Genomic DNA, 17,848 nt, shown 5'->3' with positions numbered 1-17,848 from the left:
CGCGATCGCACGGGACAGCCGGAGATAGAAGTGATCACGACGAAGCGGGTGGCGAAAGCGGCCGGCAAGCATGTGTCGAAGGCTTTGCTGGCCCTGCGCGCGGCGCTTGGCGCTGCGCCTGCCTTCGACTGCCCGGCGTGCGGTGCGCCGGTGGTGGGCTTTTTCCGCTATGGTGATTGCGCCGATTGGGGGTGCCCGCGTTGTGGAGCGTCGCCGCGCGAGCGGCTGATGAACTATCTGATCGATTCGGGCCGGTTGCCGTTAAATGGCGGCGTGATCCTCCACATGGCTCCCAATGAGGGCACGCTTGTCCGGCGTTTTCGTGAATCCGCTTCGGACTATGTACCGGCTGACCTCGATCCATCGCGCTATACTGTTGCTGGAGCGACCCGCGTTGACCTGATGGAGTTGGCCGACATCGACAGGTTCGATATTTTTTATGCGAGCCACGTCATGGAGCATGTGCCCGATGATGCGGCGGTCCTCTCCAATATCTTCCGTGCACTCAAACCCGGCGGAGAAGCCTGGCTGATTGTGCCGCTATGGGAGAAAGCGACGGAGGATGGCAGCTATGCCATGCCCCCGCGCGAGCGGGAACGGCGCTTCGGGCAGTGGGATCATGTCCGGCAATATGGAATGGATTTCGCTGACCGGATCGCAGCCGCCGGCTTTATCGTTGAAACCATCGCCGCTGCGGATCTCGACCCCGCCAACCGCGCGCGCCATGCTCTTGGCGATATCCTGTTTCGCGCGCGCAAGCCTGGGGCCCCGTTGGCAGAAGGCATTGCGCAATGATGGTTGCCAGCGGTCTGCTATCCCGGCTGGAGCGATCCCCGCGCATCCTGGCGATCGCGAAGCTTGCCAATGTCGGCATCACGATGATTTGGGGATTCGCGGTCACCTATGTTTTCGTGCGCGCGCTGCCGCTGTCGGAATTTCAGGCATTTCTGTTGCTTGTCGCGTTCGGCAACTTCACGGTGTCGGCGGAATTCGGACTGACCAGTATCATTTATTCGCGGTTGCGCCGTTACTGGCTGCGTTCGGCCGGGGATCCCGATGACGATGATTTCCGGATGGAGGAGATCGGTTTCCTTTTCTTCCTCCTGGTCGCGATGGTCGTGGTTGCGGGTTTCCTGCTAGGCGGAGCGATGTTGGCGGGATGGGTCGCCACCGGATTGCCGCTATTGTTTTTCATCTATTTTCTGTCCGCCTGTATCAACCTGCCGCTGCTGCTGGTGAAGCGCGGCCTGATGGCAACCGATCATAATCTGTTCTGGGAACTGCTTGATCTGGTGCGCCGTGGGGTGACGCTCATATTGTTGTTGGCTGTGCTCGTCGGTTTTAATCTGACCCTTTCCGTCACATTGCAGTTCGTTCTTGCAGTTCTGGGGATAGGCATTGCTGGCGTCCGGCTGCACCGGCGCGTGGGTATGAAGAAGCGGCACTGGGTGGCGATCCGCCGGGGTGGACGCCATGTGAAGGCGCGCTATCTGCGTGATATCGGTTCCACCATGTCCCTGACGATCTCAGAGATGATGGCCTATAATGCGCCCTATTTCACGATCGCGATGGCGACGCATGACGCCAGGCCGATGCTGTTGTTCGACTTCACCTTTAAGATGTCGCGAGCTTTGACGATGGTAGTGCGCGCGTTGACGGAGGCTGCGATGCCCGGCCTTACCGCCACCTACTATGCCAAGGCGCGGGACAAGTTCGCCAAGCTGCTATTCCGGGCGCTGGGCGTCGCTGCCGTGGCCGCGATGGGCGCGGGCGTGTCCCTTGCGATTCTGGGGCAGTTCATCGTCACGCATCTCTTTAATGGAGAGATCGAGATCGCCTATACAGAGATTGGGCTCATCATCCTGCTCATGCTCACTTTGTCCACCATCTGTGTATCGGTGTTTCTGCAGGGATCTCTTGGCCGTTTTTCGGTGGTCCTGCGGCAGTCCATACCGTTCCTGATTGGGTCTTTGCTCAGCGTGCCGGTGGCGGTGGTTGTTGCGCCGCTTGTCGGCCTGTCCTTTTCATTCGCGTTCCTGGCCATATACACGCTGGTTTTTGTGGGGACTGCGGCCTTGCATGGTATCTCGCTGGCGCGGCTGTTGCATGGGATGAAAGCCGCATCATGAGAGTTGCGATGGTTGATCCGTCGCTGTTCACGGGCCGCTATGATGACAGCCTCTGCGCGGCGCTGGCGGGGGAAGGACATGACGTCATATTATTTGGCCGCAGGATGCGCGCCACCGATGCGGTAAAGCCTCAGAGCTATGCCTATTCGGCCCGTTTCTTCGGACTTAGCGAGCGGTTACGCGCCTTCACCGGTGAGGGGCGGGCCTTTCGCGCTGTCAAGGCGGCTGAGTATAGCCTCGATTGCATGATTGGGCCGCTCGGCCGTATCGCTAGCGTTGACGCTGTTCATGTCCAGTGGTTGCCCTTCGCCGCCGCCGACCGGCATATGCTCAGCCGCTTGCAGGGGCGGGCGGCGCTCATTCACACCGTCCACAACGCCACGCCCTATCATGGAGACGGGAAGATGGCGGCGATGCAGGGCAGGGGCTATCGCGCTCTGCTGGATCAGTTCGACGCCCTTATTGCGCATGGCGAACCGACGCGGGATGCGCTGATCCGCCAGTCAATCGACCCGGCGCTCATCCATGTGGTGCCGCACCCGCCAATGCGGCTGGCACAGGCCGATGCAGCGATGCTGGACACTGTGCCCGATCCAGTGCTTCCACGGATCCTCTTTTTCGGTACAATCCGCCCCTACAAAGGGTTTGACCTGCTGATCGACGCCTGCATCGCTCTCTGGAACGCCGGTCACCGCTTCGAACTGGCCGTCGCGGGAAAACCTTTCATGGATATCGGCCCGCTGCTGGATGCGGTCGAACAGGCCGGACGCAAGAATGATCTCGTTCTTGACCTTGGGTTTCTGAAGGAAGAAAGGCTCGACGCTCATCTGCGCAAGGCGGACATCATTGCCTTCCCCTATCGCCATATTGATTCAAGCGGCGCGTTTCTCTCAGCGCTGCATTATGGGAAGGCGATGGTAGCATCAAATGCCGGCATGTTTCGCGGCCTGCCCGCCGACGCCGATGGCGAACAGGCGGTGTCACTGGTAGAGGCGGGCAACGCGCACGCCCTTGCCGATGCGCTCCTACCGCTCATCACGAGCGGCGCAGTCCGGCAGCAGGCGGGTATGAGGGCGAAGGGTCTGGCCAGCCGGCTGGGCGACTGGGAGGATGTGGCAGTGCGGACGGCAAAGGTTTATGAAGCGGCGATCAGGCGTAAGTCGGAACGATGAGTAGTAGAGTCACCGTGGAGCTTTCGCGCCGCTGGCTGGCTGTGCGCCTCGCTGCGTCCGGCCGGGTGCATCAATATCCCGAAATCCTTGCGCTGCGTCGGTTCCTGTCAGCCTTTGCGATAGATTGTGTATTGGATGTCGGCGCCAATGCCGGCCAGTACGCGAAGATGTTGCGGCGAGAGGCGGGCTTCGCCGGCCACATTCTCTCTTTCGAACCCAATCCGGAGGTATTCGCGGCACTTGCCAAGGCCGCTGCATCCGATGCGAAGTGGCATGTGTTCAACATCGCCCTGTCGGATTTTGACGGGACAGCCGATTTCAACATCATGGCCGCCGACCAGTTCAGTTCCCTGGAACGCCCTGCAGAGGACCTGGATGAGATTTTTGTGGACCGCAACAAGGTCACCCGTACGGTGAAGATGGAATGCCGCCGGTTGGAAAGCCTATTGCCCGAACTAATGTCCGCGCACGGTTTTTCCCGCCCCTTTCTGAAGATGGATACGCAAGGCCATGACCGCGCTGTATGCGTGGGAGCGGGGGAGACGCTTTCCCGCATGTTCGGCCTTCAGACGGAGCTTGCCGTCCGTCCGCTTTATCAGGGCGCAACCGGTTACTGTGATATGATCGAATGGCTGGAGCAGCGTGGTTTCGTCCCTTCCGCCTTCTTCGCTAATAATAAGGGGCATTTCCCGCTACTGGTTGAAATGGATGGCATTTTCATCAGCCGGTCGCAGGCTGACGCGCAAGCATGACGTTCCGTTCGGCTGATTCCGTTCGCCCGATTGACCCTGGCCGCTTTCTGATCATGGCGGCGGGGGCTATAACCCTGTGGCTGGTCGGCCTGTTCCTGTTGCATTTCACCTTCGGTCACGGGCGGCAGATCACGCATATCCTGTTCCTTGATCAGGATTTTCCGGCCCTGCTGCTGGCGCTGACAGGTCTTGTGCTATTTTCTCCTTTGGCGCGATCGACCGATGTTTCGCTGCCGCTGCCTACAGCACGCCTTGTTCTGCCATTGATCCTGATCTGCGCGCTCTGGAGCTGGGCAGGCCATTATCTGGTTTTCCAGGACTATGCGCTGTCCCGCGACGAGGAGGTTGCGGAGTTTGGCGCCGCCTATCTTCGTGACGGACTGCTTTCCCGCCCGATACCGCCCGAATGGCTGGAGTATCGCCGCGCGATCATGCCTGAATTCTTTTCACCATTCGGCGCTGAGAACCATTGGACTGCTGCCTATCTTCCGGTGAACAGCGCCATTCGCGCGCTGTTCTGGCATATGGGCGATCCCAACCTGTCTGGTCCGATATTGCTCGCTATCGGCCTGATCGCGCTATGGCGGGTGGCCCTGCATTTGTTCCCGAACCGGCCAGACGCAGTGTGGGTGGCGATGCTGCTGGCTTTCACTTCCGCCCAGCTTTCGGTCACGGCCATGACACCCTACGCCATGACGGGCCATTTCGCGCTGAACATGGTCTGGCTGGCGCTGGCCTTGCGCGGCGGCTGGTTGGGGCATGGCTGTGCGGTCGTCGTCGCGATCGTCGCGGGAGGGCTGCATCAATATCATTTCCCGCCCATCTTCCTTGCGCCTTTCCTGCTGTGGATGGTGCTTGGGCGGCGATGGGCGGCATTTTTGGTGCATTTCGCGGCGCTTGTCGTGCTGGTCATCCTCTGGGCAAAGCTTTGGCCGGGATTTCTATTGCATGAACTGGGGCCGCCCGCCGATGTGCGCGCTTCCGCCGGGGTCGGGGACAAGGCCGCCAGCCTGTTGCGCCGCCTGGGGAACAAATGGCAACCGCTTTTCAACCTCAGCCGGTTCATGGCCTGGAACAATATTCTCATGGTTCCGCTGGCGGTGCTTGGCGTCGCGGCGATGAAGTGGCGCGGGGCAGTCCGTGGCGAAACCGTGGTGCTGCCGCTCGCCATAGGCTGCATTGCCGCCTGTGTCTTCGCGCTGTGGCAGGGTTATGGCTGGGGGTTCCGCTATGCCCACGGTTTTATTGGGCCATTCTGCCTGCTGGCAGCCTATGGCTGGGTCAGGCTGGGCGCACATTCGCTCTGGCCGGTTCTGTTCGCTTCCGTCCTGGCGCTGGTGACAGGAGCCTTTTTGACAGACCGCGCCCATGATTATGTCGCGCCCTACGCGGCCAGCCACAGGATGATCCACGCCGCCAATGCCGATGTCGTGCTGGTCGATCCGCGTGGAGGGCTGTTCGCCACCGATCTCGTCCGGTCGGAGCATGGCGACATGAAACGGCCAATGGTCATGAATCTGGCGATGCTAACGCCTTCTGCGCTGGATCGTCTCTGCGCCAACTACAGCGTTCGCCTGTTCGACCGCAGCGCTTTTCGCCCGCTCGGCCTACGTGCATCGCGCTTGCAGCCCGGCTATCTCGACAGGCTTCGGGCGCATCTGGACGCCATAGGTTGCGCGGAACGCCTTCCCCGCTGACGAGGCAGGCCAATCAATTCGCAGGGCGGATAGTGATCATCCAGATGTCCGGTGGCGCAGCAAGCCGCAGTGGGAGGCTGCTGGTTCCCACGCCGCCCGACACGATGATCGTTTTTCCATCGATGTCGTATCGGCCGCAAGTGAAGGGCAGCTTCTGCGGTACAAATACGGGGCCGTAGAAGGGAAGGGCAATCTGCCCGCAATGGCTGTGACCCGCCACCACAAGTCCGCGCCATCCCCCAAGCTGCGTCACCGCATCAACATTATGCGATAGAAAGATCGGCGCGCCGCCCAGACGCCGCATCGCTGCGATGGTCGCCGGGACATCCGCGCCGTTCTTATAGAAGTCCGGGATACCGCCGATGACCAGCGGCCCACGGCGCACTGCTTCGTTCGTAAGCAGGCGGATGCCGGCTTCCTGAAAGCTTGTCAGGATCTTGGGCGCTGAACTGCCATCGAAATGGGATATTTCATGATTGCCGAGCACAGCTACGACGCCCAGCGGCGCTTTCAGCCGCGCAAGCGGCGCGATCATCTCGCTATTGCTGTATATCTTGGAAAAGGGCTTGTTGCGGCTGACATAATCCCCGCCCAGCAGGATCAGGTCCGGCCGCAGCGCATTCACCCGGTCGAAGATTCTCGCCAGCCTCTCAGGGGAATTGTCTGGCCCAGACAGATGCGTATCCGTGATCAGGGCAACACGCAGCGGCGTTTGAGGGGTGCCCGGAGGAAAGGGCAAGATCACATCGGCGGTACGGACAACCGGCATCGATTGCGCGAGCCAGAACATGTAGCCGACTAGGCCGGCAAGTCCGGAGGCTATCAGCGCGCACACGATCAGCCAGCGGGGCAATCTCATGAGAAAGAAGGCGATTCTGTCAGAGTGTGGCGACCAGCGCCTGCGTGTCGGATGTTACGCTGATCTGCGCACCGCCATCGACCAGCCAGCATTCGCCTTCCCGCCACACCTTGCCGTCGATCGTTCCATCACCGGTCAGGGGGATGAACCAGCTCTGCCCATTGCCCAAGGTGATGGTCTCCTTTGCGGGCCATGACGCCATGTCGAGCGCAAAGGGTTTGTCGGTCCCCTCCAGCATCCTCGTGGCGCTGCCGAGTGGGATCACCTGCTCCTGCATGGGATGGGGGACGGCCTTTGACACCGCCACGCCATTGTCCAGATGCAGTTCGCGTGGCCGCCCATAGTCATAAAGGCGGTAGGTCACGTCATTGTTGATCTGTGCCTCCACCAGTGTCAGTCCGCCGCCAATGGCATGGACCGTCCCGGCCGGAATATAATAGAAGCTACCCTTGCTGACTGGCTTCCAGTCGATCAGTCCTTCGATGGATCCGTCGATCGCGGCAGCGCGCAGTTCCTCGGCGTGCAATGGCCGTTTCAGGCCGATGCCGAGCACAGCACCCGGCTCCGCATCCAATATATACCAGCATTCGGACTTGCCGCCGGGCAGGCCGCGTTCCTTCGCTTCGGCATCATTGGGATGGACCTGGATGGACAGTTTTTCGCTGGTGAAGATATATTTGATCAACAGGGGCGGGTGTCTGCCCTCCGGTCCGTCAAACCAGATCTCGCCAATCTGTTTCTTTTCAGGATTTGGAAAGATCGACGGAAGATCGGTCCGGCCCCATGGCTTTTCCACTGATTTGGTATGCAGCTTCACAGCGCTCACGGCGATGATATTCCCGTTATTTCGTTGGGCTGTGTTTCTACAGGCGCAGTCTCGCCCTTCACATAGACCCGTTTCCCGCCGATCCATGTCTCAATAACCTGAATATTCCGTATCTCTGCAGGCCGCGTCGTGCTGATATCCCGGTCGATGATCAGGAAATCGGCTTGTTCCCCTGGCGCCAGCGTGCCGAAACGGTCCTCGGCAAACCCGGCATAGGCTCCGCCGCGTGTAAAGGCGGCCATAGCTTCCTCGAGCGTTAGCCGCTGCTCTGGCATCCAGCCGCCGGCGGGTTCACCCTTTGCGTCCTCGCGCGTCATCGCCACGGATATGCCGGGGAAGGGGTTGGACGATTCGACTGGCACGTCGGATCCGAAGGCCAGCGGGACATGCGCGTTCAGCATTGTGCGCCATGCATAGGCCCCCTTCAGCCGGGCCTCGCCCATCCGCGCCATCGCCATGCGCCAGTCGGACGCTTCATGCACGGGCTGCATGGAGGCGATAGTGCCATTCTGTGCAAAGCGGGGCAGGTCTGTCGGATCGATGATCTGGGCATGTTCCACGCGCCAGCGCCTGTCGCCCTTGTAGGTTTCGGATAGTTCGGCGATGGCGTCCACCACCTCGGCATTGGCCTGGTCGCCAATCGCGTGGACCGCCACCTGAAACCCATCCATGGCCGCCCGGCTCATATTGTTGCGAAGCTGTGCCCCGGTCATCAGCGGCAGACCGCGCTGGCCGGGCGCATCACTGTAATCCGCTTTCAGCCATGCGCCGCGCGATCCCAGAGCGCCATCCATCAACAGCTTGACGCCACCCATGCGCAGCCGGTCGCCATATAGCCAAGGCGTCGGTTCCGCCCCGGCAATCGCAACCATATTCTCTATGCCCTTGGCATAGACCATGATGCGGACGCGCAACCTGTCCCTGTCGCCCGCGCGGCGATAGGTCTGCCAGTCGTTCAGGTCCGCGCCCATATCGGCAATGCCGGTGATACCTTGAGAAAGCAGCAGATATTGGGCTTTCGCAAACGCCAGGTCGCGATCCTTGGGTGCGGGGGGAGGAACCACGCGGTCGATCAGACCGCGGGCGGCATCCACGAACACGCCTGCCGGTTTGCCCGCCGCCGTCTCGATCCGACCGCCGGCGGGGGCCTTGGTCGCAGGGGTGATGCCCGCCGCCCGCATCGCCGCGCTGTTGGCCCAACCGGCATGTCCGTCCACCCGTTCCAGCCATGTCGGGACATCGCCGGTGACAGCGTCCAGTTCCGCTGCCGTGGGGAAGCGGCCCAGACCCCAACTCTCCTGGTTCCAGCCGCCGCCCAATATCCACTTGCGGCCCGGATTATCCTTCACATAGGCGGCGATCTTCGCCTGCGCCTCGGCCAGCGACTTGGTATCGGTCAAGTCCAGCGTCAGCAGCGAAAGGCCCAGCCCCATTACATGCCCGTGCGCGTCGATCATCCCGGGGATCAGAGTGCGGCCCTGCCCATCGAGCCGGAAGCTGTAGGAGGGGGCAGGGGGCGTGTCGTCGCCCTTCTTCCGTCGCTTCTTTTCACGCGAGCGCGGCTCCTCAACCTTGCCTTGCACGAGCTTGGTGATCTTGCCCTGATCGTCGATGATCAAGGCATCGAAGTGGATCAGCTTGCCGTCGCGGTCGAGGGCGATGCCGTTGACATTATCCACAACCCCTGCGGCGTGCAGCGGGATGGCAAGGGCGAGGGTAGCAACCGCCAGGATGATCCCGGCCGCCCTCATGCGCGGGTAACCCGTCTCACCAGCGAACTGGTATCCTGCCGCCCGCCGCCCAGCGCCTGAACATCCGCGTAGAATTGATCGACCATCGCTGTCACCGGCAGCGTCGCCCCGCTTGTTCGCGCTTCTTCCAGCGCCAGGCCCAGGTCCTTGCGCATCCAGTCGACCGCGAAGCCGAAATCGAAACTGTCCTGCGCCATCGTCTTCCAGCGATTTTCCATCTGCCAGCTTTGCGCTGCACCGCCGGCAATTGCCTCGAACACTTTGTCCATGTCCAGCTCTGCAGCCTGTGCAAACCGTAAGCCTTCGGATAATCCTTGCAATACACCCGCAATGCAGATCTGGTTGACCATCTTGGTCGTCTGCCCAGCGCCTGCGGCACCAACATGGACGATGCGAGCAGCGTAGCAGCCCATGACGATCCTGGCGGCGTTCACTGCCGGTTCCGTTCCGCCGCACATGATGGACAGGCGGCCATTTTCCGCACCGGCCTGCCCACCGGAAACGGGTGCATCGACGCAATGAATGCCCCGGCTTTCTCCCTCGACAAACAACTGCCGGGCTATGCGCGCTGAAACAGTTGTGTGATCAATGAACAGGGAACCCGACGCCATGCTGCGGAAGGCGCCATCTTTCCCCATCGTCACTGCTGACAGGTCATCGTCATTGCCCACGCAACTGATGACGATATCCGCCCCCTGCGCTGCGTGGGCGGGACTAATCGCCACGGTGCCGCCATGCGCTTCATTCCATGCCTTCGCCTTGGCGATGGAACGGTTGTAGACACTTAGCTCATGCCCGGCCTTGGCCAGATGCCCGGCAACGGGTCCCCCCATGACGCCAAGGCCGATAAACGCGATCTTTGCCATGTCCCTCGCATAAGGCCAGTTTTGCGTGAGAGCCAGCCCTTCTTGGCCAGTTTCCTCTCGCTGCAATATCGGTTAGGGGCAACTCCCATGAACACGCTCAGCAAGATCGAAAGCGCACTGCCGCTCCCCGTCACCGTCGATGACATATTGGCGGCGCGAGCCCGGATTTCCGGCGCGATCGTGCGGACGCCCACGCTGACGAGCAAGACGCTGTCGCACATGCTGGGCGCAAAGGTCTATCTGAAGTTCGAAAATCTTCAGTTCACTGCCGCTTACAAGGAACGCGGCGCACTCAATCGCCTGCTCCTTCTGGACGATGCTGCGCGCGACAAGGGTGTGATTGCAGCATCGGCGGGTAATCATGCGCAGGGACTGGCCTATCATGGCGCTCGTCTTGGCCTGCCCGTCACTATCGTCATGCCGCGCACCACGCCGACCGTGAAGGTGATGCAAACGGAAGGCCATGGTGCGACCGTTGTCCTGCATGGCGAAACCTTTGATGATGCATATGCGCATGCTCGCGCCTTGGAGGTTGAGCGTGGCCTGACCTTTGTTCACCCCTTTGATGAGCCGGATATCATAGCCGGGCAGGGTACGGTTGCGCTGGAGATGCTGGAGGATGCGCCGGACATCGATACGCTGGCGATTCCGATCGGCGGCGGCGGGCTGTTTTCCGGCATGGGAACGGCCGCGCGGGCAATGAAACCGGACATGCGGCTGATCGGCATCCAGGCTGAACTTTATCCGTCGATGTATGACTATATCAAGGATGCTGACCTCCCCTGTAGCGGCGATACTCTGGCCGAGGGCATCGCGGTCAAGGAACCAGGTCAATTGACGCGCAGGTTTGTCGAGCGGCTGGCCAATGATGTTGTGCTGGTGAGCGAACGTAGTCTGGAGCAAGCTGTCAGCCTGCTCCTGCAGATAGAAAAGACGGTAGTGGAGGGCGCCGGCGCGGCCGGCCTCGCCGCCATGCTCAGCCACCGTGAGATGTTTGCCGGGCGTACGGTCGGTTTGGTGCTGTGTGGCGGCAATATCGATACGCGGCTATTGGCGAATGTGTTGTTGCGCGACCTTGCGCGATCCGGCCGCCTCGCGCGCCTGCGCATTCGGCTACAGGATCGACCGGGCGCGCTTTATCATGTGGCGCGCATCTTCGACGAGCAGCAGGTGAATATCCTTGAACTCGCGCACCAGCGCATTTTTACCAATTTGCCGGTTAAAGGCTTGAGCCTCGACGTCGAATGCGAGACGCGCGACGGTGAACATCTTGACCGGTTGATCGTAGCGCTGCGCGAAGCTTCCTATGATGTCTCGCCGATTGAGGTGGCGTAATGAGACACGCTCCCGTTTCGATGGGAGAAATGCTGATCTTCGTCGGCCGCGCTTGAAGAATGGTTTGCCTAAGACTTTCGTAGCAAAGGGCCGAGTTATATCTGCCCATTAATATTCGGCTGACATATCTGCTCTAGCGCTTATCTTGTCTCGAAAGCGAAGCGCTATGATCGAATTGAAGATTGACGAGCCTACTGGGATTATAAAGGCCGTGGGTACGGGGCGGTGGAGCATCGCCGATGTTGATGCTTTTTTTGACAAACTCGAACCCATAGTCGCCAACTTCCGCGCGTCGGGACGTCCGATCCGTTTTCTATCAGATGTTACTGGTGCGGATATACAGTCACCGGAGGTCGAAGCGCGGATCAATGCGCATTCCTTGCAACTTCATCAACCCGGCGACCGGTCGGCAGTTGTCGTGAAGAACATCCTCCATAAGGCGCATGCGCGTGATGCGGCTGTCTCGCCGCAGGCTGCGCTATTCTGTTCCTACTCCGCTGCGCAAACTTGGCTGCTTGCTCACGATTATAAAATCAGCGCCTAACACCCAGATTAGGAGCAAGGCGCAGGGCTGCTCAATTCCGGTGTCGCAATGCCTTTTTAAAAAGCGTTGCGGTGCACCAGCACTCTGAACGTCGCCAGAATGATCATGATGTCATTGAGCAGCGACCAGTTCGCGCGATATTCCAGATCGGCCTGAAGCCGGTTGGACAAGTCCTCGCGTACTTCGGTGGCGCCCCGGAAACCGCGGATCTGTGCAAGGCCTGTGAGGCCGGGCTTGACGGCGTGGCGGTGGAAGTAGCGGTCGTCGATGTCCCAGAACAGCAGGTTTTCTGCCCGCGATCCTACAGCATGCGGGCGAGGACCAACGATGCTCATATTGCCGATCAGGACGTTGAGAATCTGAGGCAGTTCGTCGATGCTGGTCTTGCGGATGAAGTTGCCGACCCGCGTGATCCGGTCGTCGTCGCGTCCAGCCGAGCGATTGCCTTGGGCATCGCACAGCTCGACCCGCATCGAACGGAATTTGAGGATGTGGAAGGGGCGGTTGCCGCGTCCGATGCGTACCTGACGAAACAGGACCGGTCCAGGCGATTCGAGTTTGATGGCCAGCGCCACCAGCGCCATCGGGATTGCCAGGAAAGGCAGCACGGTAAGAACCAGCGCAACATCGAATCCGCGCTTCATCAGTCGGCTACGCAGGCCCATCGGCCCGGCAGAGACAACCATCGTAGAGCTGTTGCCCAATTGGCACATGGAAACCGCGCCAAGTTCATCAAGCTCCGGCACGCAAAGCTCTGCATCGATATCCAGCGCCTTCAGCACAAAAGCCCACTGCACGCGCCGCTCCGGCGGGCAGGCGACCACAACACGGTCGATATTATGAACGAAATTGCCCAGCCGCTGGATGTTCACAGGATCGCGAGTGGACGGCTGCAGATTATGGGCGGCCGCGTCGATAACCATCGCGTCATAATGTTCGGGCAGCGCCACGCCATCTCGGATAATCAATTCGGAAAAGGGGTTGGTTCCCATAACACGCCGCGTCAGCCGGATGTAGAACAGGCGCAGGCCCAGCAGGATTGGCACGCACATCACTGTGCCCATGCCAAAGACCAGGCGCGAGAAATCGGAGCTGACCTTCAGAAAGAAGACCATCAGCGTCACCGTGCCAATCGTAAACAGGAATGCCATGATTGCGCGTTTCGCACTCGTGCGGAAATCGCGAATCGACTCCAGATCATACGCCTTGCTGTTGAGCGCCGTGCCCAGATAGACAGGGAGGGTCACGCTCATGACGGTCAGCCACTGGTCCAGCCCAGCGAGGCCATGACGCATGAAGGCTGCGACCCCGAATGTCAGGATGATCGCGGCAATCTCGCTCGCCAGAAGCGCAAACCGCAGCGCCAACCGCGTCTGAAACTTGTTCCCGCTCCGACCACGGTCGCTGGCTTGAACACTATGGTCACCTAAAACGTCATTGCCGACGCCGGTAGATAGTGTCCCGGCATCAACCATAGCATTCTGGTTCCGGGCGCTTAATAGCATATAAATCCTCGCTGCCTTGCAGGAAGCGACCCCATTTGCGCTACCATGCCTAGGCTTCTTCGCTTATGCAATATTTTTAAAGACTTTATGAGTGACCTCGAAGGCCGTTGGACGGATTTGGTACAGTTTACGGCAATAAGGTTAATGGATTTGGAGCGATAATGACGGTTCTGGTTACGGGTGTCGCCGGTTTCATCGGCATGCATGTGGCAGATGTCCTGATGGCGGCCGGCCGCGCCGTCATTGGTCTCGACAATATGAACGATTATTATACGGTCCGGCTCAAACAGGACCGTATCGCTCAGTTGCAAGCGATTCACGGTGGGCTGTTCTCTTTCATCGCATGTGACTTTGCCGACAATGCGGCGTTGCTGGCTGCTGTTGAGGGGCATGCGATCGAGAGCATCATTCATCTGGGCGCCCAGGCCGGCGTGCGCTATTCGCTGGAAAATCCCCATGCCTATGTGCAATCGAATCTGGTCGGGCACGTCAACATGCTTGAACTCGCCCGCCACCGGCAGGTGCGGCACATGGTCTATGCTTCGTCATCTTCGGTCTATGGCGGCAATGACAGTCTGCCGTTCCGGGTGGAGGATCGCGCCGATCATCCCGTCTCCCTCTATGCGGCGACCAAGAAAGCGGATGAGTTGATGAGCGAGACCTATGCGCATCTCTACCGCACGCCGCAGACGGGCCTGCGCTTCTTCACAGTCTATGGCCCATGGGGCCGGCCCGACATGGCGATGTGGATATTTACGAAGAAGATACTCGCAGGTGACCCGATTCCCGTGTTCAACCATGGCAAGATGCAGCGCGACTTCACCTATATCGATGATATCGTCGCGGGGGTTATCGCGGCTCATGACAATCCGCCCCCGGACGACGGAGCGGGGAAGGCGGGAGGCAGCCGCTCCCCCCATCGCGTCTATAATATCGGTAATCACAAGCCGGAGGAGCTGATGCGCCTGATCGCGCTTCTGGAGGAGGCTTGCGGCAAGGAGGCGATCGTTGATCTGCTCCCCATGCAGCCGGGGGATGTGCACGCCACCTATGCAGACATTAGTGCGATTTCCGCTGACCTGGGCTTCCAGCCAACCACGCCCATAGAGGCAGGCGTGCCAAAATTCGTTTCCTGGTACAGAGGCTATACAGATAGCTGATTGAGGCGGCCGGAGGGAGTTTTTTTGGCGGGTGGACGGAGTCGCGCCGTTGACGGGCGGGCCGATGAGATGATGTTAAGGGATGCGCTCTATGGGCTGATACGGGCATCCAATCGGGCTTTATTAGTAAATGGGCTTTTCATCACAGGGGGCGGGGGGCATAGTCGGGAAGTGACAGATGTTCGAGCCAGTTCGGGAGGGGAAGGCCAGTGAGCGCCCCATTCCGTTTCCCGCGATTTTTCGTAACCAATCCCAGTCCCTGCCCCTATCTGCCGGGCCGGAGTGAGCGGAAGGTCTTTACCGAGCTTTCTGGCGAGCATGCCGGGGAGCTTAATGATGCGCTGGGCCGTATCGGCTTCCGCCGCAGTCAGAATGTCGCCTATCGTCCGAGTTGCGCCGACTGCTCCGCCTGTGTTTCCGTGCGGGTCGTCGCCAATGAATTTCGCGCCAACGCCACCCAGCGCAAGTTGATAAGGCGCAACAGCGATCTGGTGGTTACCGCCTGCAAGCCATGGTCGACCGAGGAGCAATATGCGCTGCTCCAGCGCTACCTCCGCGCGCGTCATCCGGGCGGCGGCATGACCGAGATGGATGAGATGGACTATGCCGACATGGTCGAGCAGACCCCCGTCGACAGCCATGTCATCGAATATCGGGAGCCCGGGGCAGGGGGGCGGCCCGGCCGTCTGGTCGGCGCCTGTCTGACGGATCGTCAGGCTGACGGTCTGTCGATGATCTACAGCTTCTTCGATCCGGAACTTGCCAGCCGTCCGGGCATGGGCAATTTCATCATCATGGATCATATCCTGCGCGCCCGCGACGCCGGTCTTGCCTATGTGTATCTTGGCTATTGGGTCGAGGGGTCGAAGCGGATGCAATATAAGATTCGTTACCGGCCACTCGAACGGCTGGGCCGCGGCGGCTGGACCCGGTTCGACCCGGAGGAGCAGGCTGACGCGATCCGTGATGTGGCGGCTCGCTCTCCATCGCCTTTGCCTTCGGTCGAGGCCAGCGGAATATTCCGCAAATAGGGCGAGGCGGCCAATCAGCGGCCAATGCTCAATTCTCGATAAGATCCGGAAATTCCGGTATCCTGCCGCCTGTTTCTAACAGTTGCAGCGAATGATTTTGCCGGAGCGCTTCCACGTCCTGCGTACAGGGACGACCTCCTCCTCGGTAGTGGTTGTGGTGGTCGTGGTTCCCGGCTGGATCACAATCGTCGTACCCGGCGCGGCATAATAGACCTGGGTATTGGGACCATAGGCGTCGCCGTTCATCCAATGGGAACCCGTATAAGGCGGTGCGACATAAGGCGGCGGGCTGGCATCCGCAGTGCCGTTATAGGTGCCCTCATAGGTTCCGCTGTAGACGCGGCCGTCGTCGCCGCGCCAGGTTCCGCGCCATTGTCCGCGATATTCGGCAGGCCCCGGATATTCGTTGGATGCTATGCTGTTCTCGTCATAGGGCGCGCGGCCGGGCGGTGGTGGGCCTTCCGGCGGAGGGGAGTGATGCGCGGCGGGCGTTTCAACGTGGACGGGCCGCGTATCTGGGTCATAGCCGCCTTCATACCGGTCCCAGTCGATGCCGCTCCGGCTGTCATACACCCGGCCATATTGGTCGGTCAGCACCGCATCGTCATAATAGCGCGACCAGCCATAACCGTAATTGGGAACGGGAAGGCCGTAAGCGCGATAATCGGCGATATAATAGGCCGGCTGAATCCAATAGCGGGGAAGTGCGAAGCCATAAGCCGGACGGCGGTAAGCCGCCCAGCCTCCGGGCGCGTCATGCCCTCCGCGCCAGCGGCCATCCACCCGCTGCCCCCAGCGATGTGTGGCGTGCGGCGCAACCGGAGCCATATTCCGGGCTGTGGGTCTAGGGCGCTGCTCCCCCGCCGCCATCACAGGCATGGCGAGAATGAGCATGCCGGCGCCTGTCGCTGCAATCAGAAGGCCGCGCATCATCATCTCCCAGTTCTACGACATCTGGGCAAGCCCAGCAGGTTAACCCAAAGTTTAGCATCGGGTTTCCTGCATTTCCAATGGCTTCGCGGGAATATTGTCCCAAAACAGGTCAGAAAAGATTGGCGATTCCGGCGATGTGGGAGCCGAGGATCAGCGATAGTCAGAGGAGGCGTGGCGCTATTCTCTCTACAATCGCCTCCAGAGCAGCGGCATCTTCGCCGTCGAACCGCGCGGGTTCCGGGCTATCGAGATCGAGCACGCCGATCAACCGGCCTTCATGGACTATCGGGACCACGATTTCCGACCGGGAATCAGCATCGCAAGCGATGTGGCCGGGGAAGGCGTGAACATCGGCGACGCATTGCGTCTTTCGGGTCGCCGCCGCCGTTCCACAAACGCCCTTGCCCATGGCGATCCGTATACAGGCCGACTTTCCCTGAAACGGGCCGAGGACCAGTTCGTCCCCGATCAGGCGATAGAAGCCGGCCCAGTTAAGGCCGGGCAGATATTGCCAGATCAACGCGGACAGGTTGGCCATATTCGCGATGGCATCGTTTTCCCCCTCCGTAACCGCGATAGCTGCGGACGACAGATCGTCATACAAGACGGCCTTGGGCGCGGCACGATCTGGATCGAAAGCGAACATCATCATTATGTAAGCAGCCGATGGGGCTTCGTCACCCCCGGTTTCAGCCTATGGTCACGATGTTGCCTCCACGGCCCTCGCGCAGGGGTAGGCAGCATTCGGGACGACCGGCCTCCAGCTCCTCCACCGTTTCGCCGCGCAAAAACTGCTCTTTCCAGGCCTGCATCTCGCCTTCGGAACGGAATACGGCCCGCGAAAGCTCCTTAAAGGGTGGGAAATTGCCGTCGGCTTCCGTCGCGAAAGCACATTGCTGCATGCCCTGGCGGGGCCGCCCATCGGGTCCTTTCACATTCAGGGCGCGATAGGCGAGAAGCACGGATCTGGGTTCGAGCATGTCTTTCGCAGGCTGGACAGCGAAGCTCACGATTTCCAACCCTGGTTCCGGCGGCAATTTATAGCGCAGATGCTGCTGGCATGCCTTGACCGCTCCCATATCCCGCTTGGCCCCTTCGGGGATTCTCGCCCATTCCGCGAGGCCGAGCAGCAACATGACCACTGCGCTGGCGAACAGGGCATAGAAGAGCGGCGTCCATGCCGGACGAGCAGGTTCACCGTAACGGTCATCCAGATGCAGGATCAGGGGATCGGTACGGAAGTCGCCGCGAGCCATGTCCACCAACTGCACAGGTGTCGATACAGGAT

Annotated in this window: 17 protein-coding genes; 9 read left to right on the top strand and 8 right to left on the bottom strand. The window is 60.3% G+C overall.

All coding sequences use genetic code 11. The features are described from left to right. The first annotated feature begins 30 nt into the window (after positions 1-30). From KFK14_RS14770 to KFK14_RS14750, 5 genes are read left to right on the top strand one after another with little or no spacing between them, the layout of a single operon-like run. Positions 31-795 (top strand): class I SAM-dependent methyltransferase, encoded by a 765-nt coding sequence (locus tag KFK14_RS14770; protein ID WP_212608167.1) that lies wholly within the window; start codon positions 31-33, stop codon positions 793-795. Further along, positions 792-2,129 (top strand): hypothetical protein, encoded by a 1,338-nt coding sequence (locus KFK14_RS14765; RefSeq protein ID WP_246524644.1) that lies wholly within the window; start codon positions 792-794, stop codon positions 2,127-2,129. The genes KFK14_RS14770 and KFK14_RS14765 overlap by 4 nt, the downstream gene beginning before the upstream one ends. Beyond that, entirely contained in the window at positions 2,126-3,301 is a 1,176-nt protein-coding gene (locus tag KFK14_RS14760; protein ID WP_212608166.1) for a glycosyltransferase family 4 protein, read from the top strand. Before KFK14_RS14765 ends, KFK14_RS14760 begins: the two co-directional genes overlap by 4 nt. After that, the gene (locus KFK14_RS14755; RefSeq protein ID WP_212608165.1) at positions 3,298-4,053 is read left to right on the top strand and encodes an FkbM family methyltransferase; all 756 of its coding nucleotides are present in this window, start codon (positions 3,298-3,300) and stop codon (positions 4,051-4,053) included. The genes KFK14_RS14760 and KFK14_RS14755 overlap by 4 nt, the downstream gene beginning before the upstream one ends. Next, positions 4,050-5,750, top strand: a complete 1,701-nt coding sequence (locus tag KFK14_RS14750) for an MFS transporter (protein ID WP_212608164.1) — start codon at positions 4,050-4,052, stop codon at positions 5,748-5,750. Before KFK14_RS14755 ends, KFK14_RS14750 begins: the two co-directional genes overlap by 4 nt. Positions 5,751-5,763: 13 nt before the next feature. On the opposite strand, the gene KFK14_RS14745 is transcribed toward KFK14_RS14750, so the two are convergent. Genes KFK14_RS14745 through KFK14_RS14730 form a run of 4 tightly spaced genes read right to left on the bottom strand, consistent with a single transcriptional unit; the run spans position 5,764 to position 10,052 of the window. Continuing rightward, positions 5,764-6,609, bottom strand: coding sequence for a metallophosphoesterase (locus KFK14_RS14745; RefSeq protein ID WP_212608163.1), 846 nt, complete (start codon positions 6,607-6,609; stop codon positions 5,764-5,766). Positions 6,610-6,628: 19 nt separating this feature from the next. After that, a complete protein-coding gene (locus KFK14_RS14740) occupies positions 6,629-7,435 on the bottom strand; it encodes a class I mannose-6-phosphate isomerase (protein ID WP_212608162.1) in 807 nt (268 codons plus the stop codon). Next, on the bottom strand, positions 7,432-9,186 hold the full coding sequence (locus KFK14_RS14735) for an amidohydrolase (RefSeq protein ID WP_212608161.1): 1,755 nt from the start codon (positions 9,184-9,186) through the stop codon (positions 7,432-7,434). The genes KFK14_RS14740 and KFK14_RS14735 overlap by 4 nt, the downstream gene beginning before the upstream one ends. Next, positions 9,183-10,052 (bottom strand): NAD(P)-dependent oxidoreductase, encoded by an 870-nt coding sequence (locus KFK14_RS14730; RefSeq protein ID WP_212608160.1) that lies wholly within the window; start codon positions 10,050-10,052, stop codon positions 9,183-9,185. The genes KFK14_RS14735 and KFK14_RS14730 overlap by 4 nt, the downstream gene beginning before the upstream one ends. Before the next feature lie 87 nt (positions 10,053-10,139). Here KFK14_RS14730 and KFK14_RS14725 point away from each other — a divergent pair, with 87 nt between their 5' ends. Both KFK14_RS14725 and KFK14_RS14720 read left to right on the top strand, forming a co-directional pair. Further along, positions 10,140-11,387 (top strand): threonine ammonia-lyase, encoded by a 1,248-nt coding sequence (locus KFK14_RS14725; protein ID WP_212608159.1) that lies wholly within the window; start codon positions 10,140-10,142, stop codon positions 11,385-11,387. Positions 11,388-11,553: 166 nt separating this feature from the next. Further along, the gene (locus tag KFK14_RS14720; protein ID WP_212608158.1) at positions 11,554-11,931 is read left to right on the top strand and encodes a hypothetical protein; all 378 of its coding nucleotides are present in this window, start codon (positions 11,554-11,556) and stop codon (positions 11,929-11,931) included. Positions 11,932-11,987: 56 nt separating this feature from the next. Here KFK14_RS14720 and KFK14_RS14715 read toward each other — a convergent pair whose 3' ends face one another. Continuing rightward, positions 11,988-13,298, bottom strand: a complete 1,311-nt coding sequence (locus KFK14_RS14715) for an exopolysaccharide biosynthesis polyprenyl glycosylphosphotransferase (RefSeq protein WP_212608157.1) — start codon at positions 13,296-13,298, stop codon at positions 11,988-11,990. Between the two features lie 299 nt (positions 13,299-13,597). Between KFK14_RS14715 and KFK14_RS14710 the strand changes: the two genes are divergently transcribed. Both KFK14_RS14710 and KFK14_RS14705 read left to right on the top strand, forming a co-directional pair. Beyond that, the gene (locus tag KFK14_RS14710) at positions 13,598-14,596 is read left to right on the top strand and encodes an NAD-dependent epimerase/dehydratase family protein (RefSeq protein ID WP_212608156.1); all 999 of its coding nucleotides are present in this window, start codon (positions 13,598-13,600) and stop codon (positions 14,594-14,596) included. 209 nt (positions 14,597-14,805) lie between these two features. Beyond that, positions 14,806-15,627, top strand: coding sequence for an arginyltransferase (locus tag KFK14_RS14705; RefSeq protein WP_212608155.1), 822 nt, complete (start codon positions 14,806-14,808; stop codon positions 15,625-15,627). A gap of 75 nt (positions 15,628-15,702) precedes the next feature. Here KFK14_RS14705 and KFK14_RS14700 read toward each other — a convergent pair whose 3' ends face one another. The 3 genes from KFK14_RS14700 to KFK14_RS14690 all read right to left on the bottom strand — a co-directional run bounded on the left by KFK14_RS14700 (position 15,703) and on the right by KFK14_RS14690 (position 17,816). Then, entirely contained in the window at positions 15,703-16,521 is an 819-nt protein-coding gene (locus tag KFK14_RS14700) for an RcnB family protein (protein WP_246524643.1), read from the bottom strand. A 199-nt stretch (positions 16,522-16,720) separates the two neighbouring features. After that, positions 16,721-17,206 (bottom strand): GAF domain-containing protein, encoded by a 486-nt coding sequence (locus tag KFK14_RS14695; RefSeq protein ID WP_212611164.1) that lies wholly within the window; start codon positions 17,204-17,206, stop codon positions 16,721-16,723. Positions 17,207-17,249: 43 nt separating this feature from the next. Further along, positions 17,250-17,816 carry a hypothetical protein gene (locus KFK14_RS14690; protein ID WP_212608153.1) on the bottom strand — a complete coding sequence of 189 codons (567 nt, stop codon included), beginning with the start codon at positions 17,814-17,816 and terminating at the stop codon, positions 17,250-17,252. Between the last annotated feature and the right edge of the window lie 32 nt (positions 17,817-17,848).

Source organism: Sphingobium phenoxybenzoativorans, from assembly GCF_018286635.1.
Classification (GTDB): Bacteria; Pseudomonadota; Alphaproteobacteria; order Sphingomonadales; family Sphingomonadaceae; genus Sphingobium; species Sphingobium phenoxybenzoativorans.
The sequence above is the reverse complement of the archived record's forward strand: the minus strand, read 5'-3'. Positions and strand labels throughout refer to the sequence as shown.

Excerpts from the sequence above, each read along its gene's own strand:
- KFK14_RS14765 (WP_246524644.1), top strand. The coding sequence starts at position 792 with ATGATGGTTGCCAGCGGTCTGCTATCCCGGCTGGAGCGATCCCCGCGC.
- KFK14_RS14760 (WP_212608166.1), top strand. The coding sequence starts at position 2,126 with ATGAGAGTTGCGATGGTTGATCCGTCGCTGTTCACGGGCCGCTATGAT.
- KFK14_RS14755 (WP_212608165.1), top strand. The coding sequence starts at position 3,298 with ATGAGTAGTAGAGTCACCGTGGAGCTTTCGCGCCGCTGGCTGGCTGTG.
- KFK14_RS14750 (WP_212608164.1), top strand. The coding sequence starts at position 4,050 with ATGACGTTCCGTTCGGCTGATTCCGTTCGCCCGATTGACCCTGGCCGC.
- KFK14_RS14745 (WP_212608163.1), bottom strand. The coding sequence starts at position 6,609 with ATGAGATTGCCCCGCTGGCTGATCGTGTGCGCGCTGATAGCCTCCGGA.
- KFK14_RS14735 (WP_212608161.1), bottom strand. The coding sequence starts at position 9,186 with ATGAGGGCGGCCGGGATCATCCTGGCGGTTGCTACCCTCGCCCTTGCC.
- KFK14_RS14730 (WP_212608160.1), bottom strand. The coding sequence starts at position 10,052 with ATGGCAAAGATCGCGTTTATCGGCCTTGGCGTCATGGGGGGACCCGTT.
- KFK14_RS14725 (WP_212608159.1), top strand. The coding sequence starts at position 10,140 with ATGAACACGCTCAGCAAGATCGAAAGCGCACTGCCGCTCCCCGTCACC.
- KFK14_RS14720 (WP_212608158.1), top strand. The coding sequence starts at position 11,554 with ATGATCGAATTGAAGATTGACGAGCCTACTGGGATTATAAAGGCCGTG.
- KFK14_RS14710 (WP_212608156.1), top strand. The coding sequence starts at position 13,598 with ATGACGGTTCTGGTTACGGGTGTCGCCGGTTTCATCGGCATGCATGTG.
- KFK14_RS14700 (WP_246524643.1), bottom strand. The coding sequence starts at position 16,521 with ATGCTCATTCTCGCCATGCCTGTGATGGCGGCGGGGGAGCAGCGCCCT.
- KFK14_RS14695 (WP_212611164.1), bottom strand. The coding sequence starts at position 17,206 with ATGTTCGCTTTCGATCCAGATCGTGCCGCGCCCAAGGCCGTCTTGTAT.
- KFK14_RS14690 (WP_212608153.1), bottom strand. The coding sequence starts at position 17,816 with ATGGCTCGCGGCGACTTCCGTACCGATCCCCTGATCCTGCATCTGGAT.